Source organism: Streptomyces sp. NPDC002499 (genome assembly GCF_053595415.1).
Genome location: NZ_JBSFXO010000016.1, coordinates 186,392 through 200,534, shown reverse-complemented (window position 1 = coordinate 200,534; position 14,143 = coordinate 186,392). Strand labels below are relative to the sequence as shown.

Below are 14,143 nucleotides of genomic sequence, written 5' to 3'. Positions count from 1 at the left end.
CCCGTGCACATTGATGCTCCGGCGCTGACCGGCGCCGGTGCAGACCGGGAGGGCAATTCTCATATGTCGGTAGGCGAAGAGGTCCGTACGGAGCAGGGCAAGCCGCAGCAGAGTCTCGGCACGGCTGCCGCGCGGAACCTGGCCACCACGACCAAGTCCGCGCCGCAGATGCAGGAGATCAGCTCGCGCTGGCTGCTGCGGATGCTGCCGTGGGTGAACGTCCAGGGCGGTACGTACCGGGTGAACCGGCGACTGAGCTACGCCGTGGGGGACGGGCGGGTCACATTCGTGAAGACGGGGGACCGGGTCGAGGTCATCCCCGCCGAGCTGGGCGAACTGCCGGTCCTGCGCTCCTACGAGGACGAGGAGGTGCTCGCCGAACTCGCCCAGCGCTGCCGGCAGCGGGAGATCGCGGCGGGCGAGGTGATCGCCGAGTTCGGCAGCCCGACCGACGAGGTCTACCTGTTGGCACACGGCCGGGTCGAGAAGATCGGCCAGGGCCCTTACGGCGACGACGCGGTCCTCGGCGTGCTCGCCGACGGCGCCTACTTCGGCGAGGCGGCCCTGCTGGGCCCGGACGCCATCTGGGAGTGCACGGCCCGCGCGGTCACCGCCTGCACGGTGCTGACGCTGACCCGCTCGGACGTCGAGATGGTCGCCGAGCGCTCCGACTCCCTGCGCGAGCACCTCCAGCACGCGCGCTCGATCCCGGAGCAGCGCACCAACAAGTTCGGCGAGAAGGAGGTCGACCTCGCGGCCGGCCACTCCGGCGAGCCGGACATCCCGCACACCTTCGTCGACTACGACGCCCGGCCGCGCGAGTACGAGCTGAGCATCGCGCAGACCGTCCTGCGCATCCACTCGCGCGTGGCCGACCTCTACAACCAGCCGATGAACCAGACCGAGCAGCAGCTGCGGCTGACGGTCGAGGCGCTGAAGGAGCGCCAGGAGCACGAGCTGGTGAACAACCGCGAGTTCGGACTGCTCAACAACTGCGAGTACGACCAGCGCCTCCAGCCGCACGACGGCGTGCCAGGACCCGACGACCTGGACGAGCTGCTCACCCGGCGCCGCGGCACCAAGCTGCTGCTCGCCCACCCGCGCGCGATCTCCGCGTTCGGGCGCGAGCTGAACAAGCGCGGACTGGTCCCGGAGACCATCGAGGTGGCCGGAAACCGCATCCCGACCTGGCGCGGTGTGCCGATCTACCCGTGCAACAAGATCCCGGTCAGCGAGGCCCGTACGACCTCGATCATCGCGATGCGCACCGGCGAGGCCGAGCAGGGCGTGATCGGGCTGCAGCAGGCGGGCATCCCGGACGAGATCGAGCCGAGCCTGTCCGTGCGTTTCATGGGCATCAACGAACAGGCGATCATCAACTACCTGGTGACGGCGTACTACTCGGCCGCGGTCCTGGTGCCGGACGCGCTCGGCGTTCTGGAGAACGTCGAGATCGGCCGCTGGAGGTGACGTTTCTGCACCTCCGGGCCGTGTCCGCGCCGGTCGGGGAGGGTAGATCTCGGTCGTACGCGCCCAGCGGCAGCGGAAGCTCCACCGTCCGCGGACTGACCGAGGGAGATCCCATGGCCGAGTTCAGGACGGCGGAGCAACAGCCGGCGGCGGAGCAGTCGTCCGTCGCCGGGCCGTCGCTCGACGGGCACGAGGCGGCGGAAATCCTGGAGCGCACCCGGGCGTCGGTCGACCCCGAACTGCGCGCCGCCATCGACTCGTTGCCCGGCTCCATGCGCCGGATCGCGCTCTACCACTTCGGCTGGGAACACGCGGACGGCACACCGGCGGCGGGCAGCGCGGGCAAGGCGATACGCCCGGCGCTGGTCCTCACCGCGGCCGCCGCTCTCGGCGGACCGGGGGCGCGAGCATCGGCCGTACGGGCAGCCGCGGCCGTGGAGTTGGTGCACAACTTCACGCTGCTGCACGACGACGTGATGGACCGCGACACCACCCGCCGGCACCGGCCCACCGCGTGGACCGTGTTCGGCGACGCCGACGCGATCCTCGCCGGGGACGCGTTGCAGGCGCTGGCCCTGGGGCTGCTCGCCGAGGACCCGCACCCGGCGTCCTCGGCGGCCGCCGCCCGACTCGCCGCCTGTGTCGTCGAGTTGTGCGCGGGACAGCACGCGGACACGGCGCTGGAGCGGCGGCACCCCGGCGAGGTCACCCTCGACGAAGTGCTGACGATGGCCGAGGCCAAGACGGGCGCCCTGCTGGGGTGCGCGTGCGCCCTGGGCGCGCTGTACGCGGGGGCGTCGGACGACGACGTCGAGGCGCTGGACGCGTTCGGCCGCCAGGCCGGGCTCGCCTTCCAGTTGATCGACGACGTCATCGGCATATGGGGCGACCCGAAGCGCACCGGCAAGCCGGCCGGCGCGGACCTGGCCGTCCGCAAGAAGTCCCTGCCCGTCGTCGCCGCGCTCACCTCGGGCACCCCGGCGGCTGCCGAGTTGGCCCAGCTGTACGAACTCCCTTACGCCAAGGAGGATCTGGAGCGGACGGTGCTGGCCGTGGAGCGGGCCGGCGGACGCGACTGGGCGCAGGTCCAGGCGGCCGACCGGATGGCCCGCGCGATGGACGAACTGACCCGCGCGGTCGCCGACCCGGAGGCGGCGGGCGGACTGCTGGCGCTGGCGGAATTCGTCACGCGGCGCAGCAGTTGAGCCGGAACGCGGATACCGGGCAGCCACAGGACCGGTTCAGCCGAAGCGCGGATACCGGGCGGCCACCGGACAGATAGCGGAGGCAGGATCTGGGCAGGTATCTGGACCCCGGACCCGATCGACCGATCATGCGGCTCCTGACCCCGCACGGTCGGCGTCGGCTCCGGTTCGGGCGGGTCCCGCACATCCCCACGGTGTGCGGGGCCCGCCCTTGTACGCCCACCCACACTCGATAGGGTCAACGCCCGTACAGCCAAGGCTGGTTGAGACGAGGGGTGGGGCGATCCATGGGCGTGGTGATCCGGACGGCGGGCGAGGGCGACCGGGAGCTGGTGGTGCGGCTGCTGGACGAGGCCTTCCAGGAGGATCCGGTCAGCAACTGGGTCTTCCCCGGCGAGGAGTACTTCCGGGCGACCCATCACCGGCTGATGGCGGCCTTCACGGACATCGTGTTCGCCGAGGGCCGGATAGACATCGCCGAGGACGGCGCCGCGTGCGCGCTGTGGCTGTCCGTGCCCGCGGGGGAGCACGCCGACTCCGACGGTGAAGCCGGCTCCGACGGCGAGGACGACGGGCCCGTCCAACTGCGCGCCGCCGTCGACCCGGAGAACGAGCGCGTCGAGCTGATCGGCCGGCTGACGCAGGACATCCACCCCACCGACCGCCCGCACGAGTACCTGTGGATGATCGGCGTCGCACCGGGGCGCCAGGGCGAGGGCCTCGGCGCCGCGCTCATCGGCCACGAGCTCGACCGCTGCGACCGCGAGGGCCTGCACGCGTACCTGGAGGCGAGCAGCGCCCGCAGCCGCGCCCTGTACGAACGTCTCGGCTTCGCACTCGCCGACCGCCCCCTCGACCTGCCCGACGGCCCGCAGATGTGGCCGATGTGGCGCGAGCCCCGTATCTGACGTATCTCGCGAGCCCCGTGTCCGACGTACCGGACGTATCCGACTACCGGACGTATCCGACGCGAGCCCGCCGCCGCACGGACGGGCCCCGCACCTCAGGGGCCCTCCTCCGGCACCACCGTCGCCACGATCCGCTCCACCAGTCCCTCCGGCACACCCACCCCGGGCAGTACGCCGTCCAGGACGCCCGGCAGGGTCAGGTGCTCCAGGATCAGGCCGAGCATCGCGAGGTAGAGCACGGTGACCGTCTCGTCGCCGCCCGGCAGACCCGCCGCCCGGTGGAACGCCATGCCCTCCTCCAGGTCGGCGCGGACCGACTCGGTGTAGGAGGCGCGCAGTTCGGGCCGCCGGGTGGCCTCCAGGCGCATCTCCAGGAGGGCGAGATAGCCCGTCCGGTCGCCGGTCGCCCGCGCCATGATGTCCCGCATGAGGGCGGCGACCAGGGCCCGGTCCTTCGGCGCCTTCATCAGCTCGCCGGTCACCTCGGGGTCGGGCGCGAGGCGCAGGTGCAGCCGGGCGTCGATCTGGCGGAGCAGTTCGTCGCGGCCGGTGAAGTAGTTGGAGGCCGTGCCCGCGGGCACCCCCGCCTCGGCGTCCACCGCGCGGAACGTCAGCCCCCGCGCGCCCTCGCGCGCCAGCACCTCGACGCCCGCGTCGACGAGAGCGGCCCTGCGCCGCGGGTTGCCCGCCATACGGAATCCCCTCTCCTGCCTGACCGGATACGCCCGGCTCGAACCCGTTCCGGGGTTCACCCGGAAACACCCTTGCGACCACTACAACTGAAGTACTACAACTGAAGTGGTTCACACGGCATCCGCAGCCTACGGAAAGAGCACAGCTTGCGAAAGCTCACCTACTTCATCGCCTGCTCCATCGACGGCTTCATCGGCGACCCGGCCGGTGACGCGACGTCCATGTACGCCTTCGTCGACGAGGAGTTCCTCGGCTTCCTCGCGGCGGAGTACCCCGAGACCCTCGCGACCCAGGGCCGTCGCCACCTCGGCCTCGACGACCTGCCCAACAAGCGGTTCGACACGATCGTCCAGGGCCGGGCCAGCTACGAGCTCGCCCTGAAGGAGGGCGTCACCAGCCCCTACGCCCACCTGCGCCAGTACGTGGCCTCGCGCACGCTCGACGCGTCCCCTGACCCGGACGGCGAGATCATCTCCGAGGACCTGGCCGGCCGGGTCCGCGCGCTGAAGGCGGAGGACGGCGAGCTCGGCGTCTACCTCTGCGGCGGCTCCCGGGTGGCCGGCGAACTGCTCGACGAGGTCGACGAGTTGGTCATCAAGACCTACCCGCAGGTGTACGGCTCCGGTATGCCGATGTTCGGCGCAGGCTTCTCCGTCACCGACTTCACCCTGGAGTCCGTACGCGCCTTCACCAACGGCGTCCTCGTCCGCACGTACGCGCGCAAGCGCTGACCGTCCTACGCTGAGGGCATGGACAGCTCAGAGCACGTCTGTCCGGCCTGCGGACAGCCTGTGGAGACGGTCGTCCGGCGCCACAAGACGCTGGGCGCGTGGGTCCCGCGATGGGTGGCGGGACCGTGCAGGAACCCCGAGTGCGAGACGTTCCCGAACCCGGCGGAAGAACCCCCGGAAAAAAAGTCCTGAGAAATATCCTCACCCCTGTCGAGAACCTGGACCCGGCTCCGACGTCCCCCGTGAGAAGCCGCCCACGACCGGGCGGCACGAGCCGAAGGAGCGGACTCATGAAGTACCTGGTCATGGTGCAGGGCACACAGGCGGAGTACGACGGCATGCAGGGCAAGCCCAGCCCGGGCTGCCCGGCCTGGAGCGAGGCCGAGATGCAGGCGATGTTCGCCTACATGGGCGCCCTCAACGACGACCTGTCCGAGTCGGGTGAGTTCATCGACGCGCAGGGGCTGGCCGAACCGGCGAAGACCCGGCTGGTGACGCTCGGCGAGGACGGCAAGGCCGTGATCACCGACGGGCCGTACAGCGAGACCAAGGAGCTGATGGCCGGCTACTGGGTCCTGGACTGCGCGAGCCTGGAGCGCGTCACGGAGATCGCCGAACACGTCACCCGCTGCCCCCAGCCCGCCGAGGCCGTCAGGCGCGCGGTGGTCATCCGGCCCATCCCGGACGGCGCCGGGGACATCTGAGCCGGATGCGCGACACCACCGGGAGCACCGGCATCGAGGACCTGCTGCGCCGCCACGCGCCGCAGGTCCTCGGCGCGCTGGTGCGCCGGTACGGCCATTTCGACGCGGCCGAGGACGCCGTACAGGAAGCGCTGCTCGCGGCGGCCGGGCAGTGGCCGTCGGCGGGCGTGCCGGACAACCCGCGCGGCTGGCTGATCAAGGTCGCCTCGCGGCGGCTGACGGACGCGTTGCGCGCCGACGAGGCCCGCCGGGCGCGCGAGGAGCGGGCCGTGGCCCTCGAACCGCGCGCGCCGCTCACCGCCGGGGACCGGGCCCCGCGCGAGGACGACACCCTCTCGCTGCTCTTCCTGTGCTGCCACCCCGACCTGCCCCCGCCCGCCCAGATCGCGCTCACCCTGCGCGCGGTCGGCGGCCTGACCACCGCCGAGATCGCCCGCGCGTACCTGGTCCCCGAGCCGACGATGGCCCAGCGCATCAGCCGGGCCAAGGCGAAGGTGCGCGGCGTGCGCTTCGGCCGCCCGGACCACTGGCAGCACCGGCTGCCCGCCGTCCTGCACACCCTCTACCTGATCTTCAACGAGGGCTACACGGCGACCTCCGGTACGAGCCTTCAGCGCCGTGAGCTGTCCGGCGAGGCGATCCGGCTGACCCGGACCGTCCACCGGCTGCTGCCCGAGGACGGCGAGGTGGCCGGACTGCTCGCCCTGATGCTGCTCACCGACGCCCGCCGCGAGGCCCGCACCGGCCCGCACGGCGAACTCGTCCCGCTCGACGAACAGGACCGCGAGCGCTGGGACAAGTCGGCGATCGAGGAGGGCGTCGCGCTGGTGACGGGCGCGCTGGCCAGGGGACCGGCCGGGCCCTACCAGGTGCGCGCGGCCGTCGCCGCCCTGCACGACGAGGCACCGGACGCCTCGGCCACCGACTGGCCCCAGATCCTCGGCCTGTACGAGGTGCTGGTCCGTCTGGTCCCCGGCCCCGTCGAGCGCCTCAACCGTGCCGTCGCCGTCGCCATGGTCGACGGCCCGCACGCCGGGCTCGCGGAACTCACCGTCCTGGAAGGGGAGTTGGGCCACCGCCCGGACGCGGTGCGCGGACATCTCCTGGAGCGGGCCGGGGCGTACGAGGAGGCCCGCGCCGCCTACGAGTCGGCCGCCGGGCAGACCCTGAGCCTGCCGGAGCAGCGGTATCTGCGGGCGCGGGCGGCGCGGCTGGGGCCGTGACGTGTCGGGGCGGGACGGTGATGTGTCGGGGGCGGGGCGGTGAGGTGTCGGCGGCGGGGGCGCGCCCCGTACCGTGATCGCATGCCCGAGCCGATCCTGCACCTGACCGAACGCTCCCACTGGGACGCCGCCCGCGCGACGGGCACGTACGAGATCTCGACGCGTGGCCGGACCCTCCGGGAGGAGGGCTTCATCCACTGCTCGACCCGCGCCCAACTCCCGCGCACCGCCGCCGCGTTCTTCGCCGGCCTGGACGACCTGGTGGTCCTGGTCGTCGACCCCGATCTGCTCGACGTACCCCTGAAGTACGAGTCCGCGAAGCCCGGCGGCGAGGAGTTCCCGCACGTGTACGGGCCGATCCCGGTGGCCGCGGTCGTCGACGTGGAGCCGTGGACGTGACCGGCTTACCGCGCGGCCGGGTGTGGCGCCGGGCGCTGCTGGTGTGGGCGGTCGTCGTGGTCCTCGGGGGCGGACTGACGTTCCTGCTGCGGGACGCGGCGGAGTCGGCGTCGCAGCTCGGGCCGCGGGAGAGCAGCCCGAGTCCGTCGCTTCCGGAGGGCTGGGAGAGCCTGTGCCCGCAGGTCACGGCCACGGCCACCGCCGACCGGGACGGGGACCATGACGCAGGCGTCCTGTGCTTCATCAGGACCCGGCCGTAGCGGCCCCCTTCGGCAGTCCGCCCGTCTCCGGGTCCCGGCCGGTCAGGCAGTACAGGCCGCCCGTCGGGTCGCGCAGCACCGTCCAGTGGGTGCCGCGGGACACCAACTCGGCGCCCAGGCGCTCGTGTTCGGCCCGCGTGGCGTCGATGTCGGCGCAGGCGAGGTCCAGATGGGCGGAGGCCGGCCGCTCCTCGTCGAGGCGTTGCAGGAGGATGCGGATCGGCAGGCCGGCCGGCGGCTCGATCACGTGGAACTCGGGGTGCGAGCCGGGCCGTGACTGCCAGTCGGCCAACAGGGCGCTCCAGAAGGCGATTTCGGCGTCGAAGACGGACGGCGCGAGGTCGAGGCACACCTGGTCGAGACGGCTGCCGCGTACGACTGAGGGCCGGGTCGACTCCCCGTGCCACTCCACGGCACAAAACAACTGCCCACCGGGCGACCGCAGTACGGCCAGCGTCGTCCCATGATCGGCGACCAGCTCCGCGCCCAGCCCGAGCGCCGTCCTCGCGAACTCCCCTACGTCGTCCACCGCGAGGTCGAGATGCGCGCCGCCCGGGCCCGAGGAGACCCCCTGCACCTTGACGCAGGCGTCGGCCCCGTCGTGCAGGAGAGTCGTGAACTCCTTGTTCTCGCCACGGAGCTCGGAGAGCCGCGTGTCCGTGACGGCCGTCCAGAACTCGCAGGCGGGACCGAAGAGTTCGTACGGCCGGTCCACGAACGCGTAGGTCCACCGGACCTGTCGGCTCATCCCTTCCGCTCCATGAACCGCAACATGTTCCCCGCCGGGTCCCGGAACGCGCAGTCACGCACTCCGTAGGGCATGTCCGTCGGCTCCTGGATCACCTCGGCGCCGGATTCCCGGACGCGCGCGAAGAGGGCGTCGCAGTCCTCGGTGGTGAAGTTGACCCCGCGCAGCATGCCCTTGGCCAGCAGCTGCTCCATCGCCTCGCGGTCGGCCGGGGAGAGGTCCGGGTTCGCCGCGGGCGGCTCCAGGACGATCGACACGTCCGGTTGCAGCGGCGACCCGACGGTCACCCAGCGCATCCCCTCGTACTTGACGTCGTTGCGGATCTCCATGCCCAGGACGTCGCAGTAGAAGGTGACAGCCCTGTCGTGGTCGTCGACGGCGATGAAACAGTTGCTCAGTTTCAGGTCCATGGATCCAACCTAAGGTCGATACGGCGTCACGTCCGGCGGGGGCGTGTGTACGCCCGCACCACGCAGGGCGGGATCTCCGCGCTCTCCTCGTGCGAGCGGGCCCGGTAGGAGCTCGGCGTCTCGCCCACCAGCTCGGTGAAGCGGGCGCTGAACGAGCCGAGGGAGGTGCAGCCGACCGCCATGCAGACCTCGGTGACCGTGAGGTCCCCGCGGCGCAGCAGCGTCTTGGCGCGCTCGACCCGGCGGGTCATGAGGTAGCCGTACGGGGTCTCGCCGTAGGCGGTGCGGAAGCTGCGCTGGAAGTGGCCCGGCGACATCAGCGCGGTGCTCGCGAGGGCGGCCACGTCGAGGGGCTCGGCGTACTCGCGGTCCATCCGGTCGCGGGCCTGCCGCAGCCGTACCAGGTCGTCGAGATTCACCATGTCAGGATCGCACGATCCTCACTGCACGGGCGCCGGGTCCTGAACCTGCCTTTGCCTTGAGTTCGCCTGCTGTACGGAAGCGCTTGTTCCCATAAAGGAATGGACCACATCACGTTCCTCGTGGCCGTCGTCATCGTCACGGCCCTGGCCTTCGACTTCACCAACGGATTCCACGACACCGCGAACGCGATGGCCACCTCCATCGCCACCGGTGCCCTCAAGCCGAAAACCGCCGTGCTCATCAGCGGGGTGCTCAACATCGTCGGCGCCTTCCTGTCGACGGAGGTCGCCAAGACGATCTCCGGTGGCATTGTGGACGACACCCTGGTCACACCGGGGATGATCTTCGCCGGGCTCATCGGCGCGATCCTGTGGAACCTGATGACCTGGCTGGTCGGTCTGCCGTCCAGTTCCTCGCACGCGCTGTTCGGCGGTCTGATCGGCGCGGTGTGGGTCGGCGCGGGGGCCGACGGCGTCCACTTCGACAAGGTGGTCGAGAAGATCCTGATCCCCGCGGTCGCCTCGCCGATCGTGGCGGGTGTCGCGGCCCTGCTCGCCACCTACCTCGCCTACAAGCTGACCGCCCGGGGCCGCAAGGAGTCGGTGACCAAGGGCTTCCGGCTCGGTCAGATCGCCTCGGCCTCGCTGGTCTCGCTCGCCCACGGCACCAACGACGCCCAGAAGACGATGGGCGTCATCACCTTGACCCTGATCTCGGCGGGCGCCCTCGGCCACGAGGCGGGCCCGCCGGTGTGGGTGATCGCGTGCGCCGGTCTCGCCATCGGCCTGGGCACCTACCTGGGCGGCTGGCGCATCATCCGCACCATGGGCAAGGGGCTCACCGAGATCCAGTCCCCGCAGGGCTTCGCCGCGGAGACGGCCTCCACGACCGTCATCCTCACCTCGGCCCACCTCGGCTTCGCGCTGTCCACCACGCAGGTCGCCTCGGGCAGCATCCTCGGCGCGGGCCTGGGCCGGCGTCTGGCGGAGGTCCGCTGGGGCGTCGCCGGCCGGATGGCCGCCGCCTGGCTGATCACGCTGCCGTGCGCGGCGCTGGTCGGTGGTGTCTCGGCGGCCGCGGTCAAGCACGGCGGCAACTTCGGCACGGTCGTCGTCGCGCTGGTCGGCGCCGCGGTCGCCGCCGGCATCGTCGTCCTCTCGCGCCGCAACCCGGTGCACGCCGACAACGTCAACGACCACCACGAGGTCGCCGTCCGCACCGCGGCACCGACCCACGTCGGCACCGCCGCCTGAGCCAGGGAGACCCGACATGAATCTCGACTGGAACGCACTCGGCCAGGTCGCCGCGGTGAGCATCGGCGTCACGGTGGCCGTGGTCGTCGTCTTCGCCCTCGGCGTCCTCGGTCTCGCCCGTTTCGAGGGAGCGCGGGAGGATGGCGGGGGCACGTCGACCGTCGGCGCGGCCCAGGCCGGGCTCTGCTTCCTGGCGTGTTTGGCCGTGGTGGCGTACGGGATCTATCTCATCGTGCCGCAGTTCCACTGACGCCGATGACCCCACCACAGGAGGAGGACGGGATGACGACGCAACCCCTGCTGTCCGACCTGAAGGTCGACTACAGCGACCCCGACGAGCCCGTGCTCATCCGCCCGGACGGAAGCCCGGTCGACACCTGGCGGGAGAACTACCCGTACCCGGAGCGCATGGAGCGCAAGGAGTACGACTGGCACAAGCGGCTCCAGCAGATCGAGCTGCTGAAGCTGCAGAGCTGGATCAAGGAGACCGGGCGCCGGCTCGTCATCGTCTTCGAGGGACGGGACGCGGCCGGCAAGGGCGGCACCATCAAGCGGTTCACGGAGCACCTCAACCCGCGCGGGGCACGGGTGGTGGCCCTGGAGAAGCCCACCGAACGCGAGAGCGGCCAGTGGTACTTCCAGCGCTACGTCCAGCACCTGCCCACCGCCGGCGAGATAGTTCTCTTCGACCGGTCCTGGTACAACCGGGCCGGCGTCGAACGCGTCATGGGCTTCTGCTCGGACGACGAGTACCGCCGCTTCATGCGCCAGGCCCCGCTGTTCGAGCGGATGCTCGCGGACGACGGCGTGGACCTCATCAAGTTCTGGTTCTCGGTCTCCCAGGGCGAACAGCGCACCCGCTTCACCATCCGCCAGGTCGACCCCGTACGGCAGTGGAAGCTCAGCCCCATGGACCTCGCGTCCCTGGACCTCTGGGACGACTACACCGCCGCCAAGGTCGCCATGTTCCGCGAGACCGACACCGAACACGCCCCCTGGACCGTGGTCAAGAGCAACGACAAGAAGCGCGCCCGCGTCGAGGCCATGCGCAGCGTCCTGGCCCGCTTCGACTACCACGACAAGGACGAGGAGGTCGTGGGCAGCCCCGACCCACGCATCGTGGGCGAGGCGGCGGGCCTGCTGGAGGCGGGCGAGGACGACCAGGGGATCTTCGAGAGCGCCTGAGGCAGGTCCGCACGCCGAAGGGGCCCGGCCAGAACTTCGGCCGGGCCCCTTCGGGATGCCCGTCGACCTGCGATGGTGCACCGATCGCCGGTCTGTGGACGGGAAGTCCGTCAGGCCTTCTTGGTCTCCCAGAAGATCTTGTCGATCTGGGCGATGTAGTCGAGGGCCTTCTGGCCGGTCGCCGGGTCGGTGGACGCCTTGGCGGCCGAGAGGGCCTTCAGGGTGTCGTTGACCAGCTGGTGCAGCTCCGGGTACTTCTCGAAGTGCGGGGGCTTGAAGTAGTCGCTCCAGAGCACGGAAACGTGGTGCTTCGCGAGCTCGGCGCGCTGCTCCTTGATGACGATGGCGCGCGCTTGGAAGTGCGGGTCGTCGTTGGCGGCCATCTTGTCCTGCACGGCCTTCACCGACTCCGCCTCGATGCGGGCCTGGGCCGGGTCGTACACACCGCAGGGCAGGTCGCAGTGCGCGCTGACCTTCACCTTGGGGGCAAACAGGCGGGAAAGCATGGAGCATTCCTTCCTCGTGATCGTCTTCTCAGGTGGGACATTACTCCCTGGGAAGCTTGATTTCGCGGGTGCCCCCTAGGGCTTAGGACAAAAGTCCAGGGTCAGACTGAGACTGGTGGACGAACGACCGGGGAGGTGCCGGGGATGCCGGAGCTGTCGCAGGAGATCGAGCGGGGTAGGGCGCTGCTGCCCTTTGGGGTGGCCGAGGTGACCGGGCCGTCGATGGTGCCCACACTGCGGCACGGGGACCGTCTCGTGGTGCGGTGGGGGGCCAGGATCCGGCCCGGTGACGTGGTCGTCCTGCGGCATCCCTTCCAACAGGACCTGCTGGTCGTCAAGCGCGCGGTGGAGCGCCGCGACGGCGGCTGGTGGGTGCTCGGCGACAACTCGTACGCGGGCGGGGACAGCACCGACTACGGCGCCGTCCCCGAGGACCTGGTGCTGGGCAAGGTGCGTTTTCGCTACCGGCCGCCCAAGCCGGATCAGCGCTCGCCGCTGGCGGTGGCCCGCTGGGTGCTCTCGGCGGCCCGGCCCGTGCTCTCGGGCCGGTCGGCCTCCAGGCGCTTGCGGGCCCGGTAGGCGGCCACGTTGGCGCGGGTCGCGCAGCGGTCGGAGCAGTAGCGCCGGGAGCGGTTGGTCGAGGTGTCCAGGTAGGCGTTGCGGCAGGGGGGCGCCTCGCACAGGCCGAGCCGGTCCACGCCGTACTCGGTGAGGTGGAACGCCAGGCCCATCGCCGCGATCGCCGCGTAGCCCGCCGTCGCGTTGGACGGGTGGTCCGCCAGGTGCATGTGCCACAGCGGACGCCCGTCGTCGTCCCGGAAGTTGTGCCCGGAGATCTGCGGGCTCACCGGGAACTCCAGCAGCAGCGAGTTCAACAGGTTCACCGCGAGCGTCTCGTCCCCGCCGTCCGCCGCCTCGAAGACCGCCCGCAGCCGCGCCCGGACCGAACGGAAGCGCGTGACGTCGGCGTCGGTGGTGCGCCGCGCCGACTCCTGGTTGGCACCGAACAGCTCCCGCACGGCCTCGACCGAGGTCAGCCCGTCCGTCCCCCGGGCCGGCTCCTCGGTGTTGACGAGACGTACGGCGTAATCCGAGTAATAGGCCAGTTCCACTTGTAGTCCTTACAGAGGCGCTCTATGGTCGTGGGTGCGGTCGGGTAACAGCCGGTCGTGTATCCAGGGTATTACGCGGCTGAAGGGAAGAGGGGATTCCATGGCCACTGCGACCGGAACCGACTGGCAGTCCTGGCAGGAGAGCTGGGACCGGCAGCAGGAGTGGTACATGCCGGACCGCGAGGAGCGGTTCCGGATCATGCTGGACATGGTCGAGGCCTTCGCCGGCCCCGAACCCCGCGTCCTCGACCTCGCCTGCGGCACCGGCAGCATCACCGCCCGCCTGCTCGCCCGCTTCCCTAACGCCACCAGCACCGGCATCGACCTCGACCCCGCCCTGCTCGCCATCGCCCGCGGCACCTTCGAGGGCGACGACCGCGTCACCTTCGTAGAGGCCGATCTCAAGGATCCCGACTGGCCCACGCGACTGCCCCACGCGTCGTACGACGCCGTCCTGACCGCGACGGCCCTGCACTGGCTGCACACCGAACCCCTCGCTGCCCTCTACGGGCAGATCGGCGAACTGGTTCGCCACGGCGGCGTGTTCATGAACGCCGACCACATGATCGACGAGACCACGCCCCGGATCAACGCGGCCGAATCCGGCCAACGTCACCGGCAGATGGACCAGGCCCTGCGCAACGGCGCCCTGGACTGGGCCGAGTGGTGGCAGCGCGCCGCCCAGGACCCCGTCCTCGCCGCCCCCACCGCCCGCCGCTTCGAGATCTACGGCGCCCACGCGGACGGCGACATGCCCTCCGCCCAGTGGCACGCACGCGTGCTGCGCGAGAAGGGGTTCGGGGAGGCGCGTCCGGTGTGGTGCTCGCCGTCGGACACGCTGCTGCTCGCGCTCAAGTAGGCCGGCCCATACGGAAAGGGGCGGTACGGAGATCTCCGTACCGCCCCTTCACCG

At 71.1% G+C, this 14,143-nt stretch carries 19 protein-coding genes; 13 read left to right on the top strand and 6 right to left on the bottom strand.

Annotation, left to right across the window (positions count from 1 at the left end):
- Window positions 1-63 precede the first annotated feature (63 nt).
- From ACWD5F_RS39680 to ACWD5F_RS39670, 3 genes are all read left to right on the top strand, one after another.
- Window positions 64-1,470 carry a family 2B encapsulin nanocompartment shell protein gene (locus tag ACWD5F_RS39680; RefSeq protein WP_450357430.1) on the top strand — a complete coding sequence of 469 codons (1,407 nt, stop codon included), beginning with the start codon at window positions 64-66 and terminating at the stop codon, window positions 1,468-1,470.
- 113 nt (window positions 1,471-1,583) lie between these two features.
- On the top strand, window positions 1,584-2,675 hold the full coding sequence (locus tag ACWD5F_RS39675) for a family 2 encapsulin nanocompartment cargo protein polyprenyl transferase (RefSeq protein WP_451261097.1): 1,092 nt from the start codon (window positions 1,584-1,586) through the stop codon (window positions 2,673-2,675).
- Window positions 2,676-2,962: 287 nt separating this feature from the next.
- Window positions 2,963-3,583 (top strand): GNAT family N-acetyltransferase, encoded by a 621-nt coding sequence (locus tag ACWD5F_RS39670; protein WP_451261096.1) that lies wholly within the window; start codon window positions 2,963-2,965, stop codon window positions 3,581-3,583.
- Window positions 3,584-3,678: 95 nt separating this feature from the next.
- Here the strand turns inward: ACWD5F_RS39670 and ACWD5F_RS39665 are convergent, their stop codons facing one another.
- The gene (locus ACWD5F_RS39665; protein ID WP_451261095.1) at window positions 3,679-4,275 is read right to left on the bottom strand and encodes a TetR/AcrR family transcriptional regulator; all 597 of its coding nucleotides are present in this window, start codon (window positions 4,273-4,275) and stop codon (window positions 3,679-3,681) included.
- Between the two features lie 147 nt (window positions 4,276-4,422).
- Here ACWD5F_RS39665 and ACWD5F_RS39660 point away from each other — a divergent pair, with 147 nt between their 5' ends.
- From ACWD5F_RS39660 to ACWD5F_RS39640, 5 genes are all read left to right on the top strand, one after another.
- Entirely contained in the window at window positions 4,423-5,007 is a 585-nt protein-coding gene (locus tag ACWD5F_RS39660) for a dihydrofolate reductase family protein (protein WP_451261094.1), read from the top strand.
- Window positions 5,008-5,297: 290 nt separating this feature from the next.
- Entirely contained in the window at window positions 5,298-5,711 is a 414-nt protein-coding gene (locus ACWD5F_RS39655; protein ID WP_451261093.1) for a YciI family protein, read from the top strand.
- 5 nt (window positions 5,712-5,716) lie between these two features.
- The gene (locus ACWD5F_RS39650; RefSeq protein WP_451261092.1) at window positions 5,717-6,934 is read left to right on the top strand and encodes an RNA polymerase sigma factor; all 1,218 of its coding nucleotides are present in this window, start codon (window positions 5,717-5,719) and stop codon (window positions 6,932-6,934) included.
- A gap of 81 nt (window positions 6,935-7,015) precedes the next feature.
- Window positions 7,016-7,333 (top strand): DUF952 domain-containing protein, encoded by a 318-nt coding sequence (locus ACWD5F_RS39645; protein WP_451261091.1) that lies wholly within the window; start codon window positions 7,016-7,018, stop codon window positions 7,331-7,333.
- A complete protein-coding gene (locus ACWD5F_RS39640; protein WP_451261090.1) occupies window positions 7,330-7,593 on the top strand; it encodes a hypothetical protein in 264 nt (87 codons plus the stop codon). The genes ACWD5F_RS39645 and ACWD5F_RS39640 overlap by 4 nt, the downstream gene beginning before the upstream one ends.
- Here ACWD5F_RS39640 and ACWD5F_RS39635 read toward each other — a convergent pair.
- Genes ACWD5F_RS39635 through ACWD5F_RS39625 form a run of 3 tightly spaced genes read right to left on the bottom strand, consistent with a single transcriptional unit; the run spans window position 7,577 to window position 9,173 of the window.
- A complete protein-coding gene (locus ACWD5F_RS39635) occupies window positions 7,577-8,341 on the bottom strand; it encodes a VOC family protein (RefSeq protein WP_451261089.1) in 765 nt (254 codons plus the stop codon). The genes ACWD5F_RS39640 and ACWD5F_RS39635 overlap by 17 nt on opposite strands.
- Window positions 8,338-8,751, bottom strand: a complete 414-nt coding sequence (locus ACWD5F_RS39630) for a VOC family protein (protein ID WP_451261088.1) — start codon at window positions 8,749-8,751, stop codon at window positions 8,338-8,340. Before ACWD5F_RS39630 ends, ACWD5F_RS39635 begins: the two co-directional genes overlap by 4 nt.
- A gap of 26 nt (window positions 8,752-8,777) precedes the next feature.
- On the bottom strand, window positions 8,778-9,173 hold the full coding sequence (locus ACWD5F_RS39625; protein WP_451261087.1) for a helix-turn-helix transcriptional regulator: 396 nt from the start codon (window positions 9,171-9,173) through the stop codon (window positions 8,778-8,780).
- Window positions 9,174-9,272: 99 nt separating this feature from the next.
- Between ACWD5F_RS39625 and ACWD5F_RS39620 the strand changes: the two genes are divergently transcribed.
- Genes ACWD5F_RS39620 through ppk2 form a run of 3 tightly spaced genes read left to right on the top strand, consistent with a single transcriptional unit; the run spans window position 9,273 to window position 11,612 of the window.
- Window positions 9,273-10,427, top strand: coding sequence for an anion permease (locus ACWD5F_RS39620; protein WP_451261086.1), 1,155 nt, complete (start codon window positions 9,273-9,275; stop codon window positions 10,425-10,427).
- A 16-nt stretch (window positions 10,428-10,443) separates the two neighbouring features.
- Window positions 10,444-10,677, top strand: coding sequence for a hypothetical protein (locus ACWD5F_RS39615; protein WP_451261085.1), 234 nt, complete (start codon window positions 10,444-10,446; stop codon window positions 10,675-10,677).
- Window positions 10,678-10,709: 32 nt separating this feature from the next.
- The gene (ppk2, locus tag ACWD5F_RS39610) at window positions 10,710-11,612 is read left to right on the top strand and encodes a polyphosphate kinase 2 (RefSeq protein ID WP_401729718.1); all 903 of its coding nucleotides are present in this window, start codon (window positions 10,710-10,712) and stop codon (window positions 11,610-11,612) included.
- A gap of 110 nt (window positions 11,613-11,722) precedes the next feature.
- Here the strand turns inward: ppk2 and sodN are convergent, their stop codons facing one another.
- Window positions 11,723-12,118 (bottom strand): superoxide dismutase, Ni, encoded by a 396-nt coding sequence (sodN, locus tag ACWD5F_RS39605; RefSeq protein WP_019058247.1) that lies wholly within the window; start codon window positions 12,116-12,118, stop codon window positions 11,723-11,725.
- Between the two features lie 144 nt (window positions 12,119-12,262).
- Between sodN and sodX the strand changes: the two genes are divergently transcribed.
- The gene (gene sodX, locus ACWD5F_RS39600) at window positions 12,263-12,697 is read left to right on the top strand and encodes a nickel-type superoxide dismutase maturation protease (protein WP_451261084.1); all 435 of its coding nucleotides are present in this window, start codon (window positions 12,263-12,265) and stop codon (window positions 12,695-12,697) included.
- Here the strand turns inward: sodX and ACWD5F_RS39595 are convergent.
- Window positions 12,601-13,230 carry a CGNR zinc finger domain-containing protein gene (locus ACWD5F_RS39595; protein WP_401729722.1) on the bottom strand — a complete coding sequence of 210 codons (630 nt, stop codon included), beginning with the start codon at window positions 13,228-13,230 and terminating at the stop codon, window positions 12,601-12,603. The two genes, sodX and ACWD5F_RS39595, sit on opposite strands and share 97 nt — an antisense overlap.
- Window positions 13,231-13,330: 100 nt before the next feature.
- Between ACWD5F_RS39595 and ACWD5F_RS39590 the strand changes: the two genes are divergently transcribed.
- Window positions 13,331-14,089 (top strand): methyltransferase domain-containing protein, encoded by a 759-nt coding sequence (locus ACWD5F_RS39590; protein WP_451261083.1) that lies wholly within the window; start codon window positions 13,331-13,333, stop codon window positions 14,087-14,089.
- The last annotated feature ends 54 nt before the right edge of the window (window positions 14,090-14,143 follow it).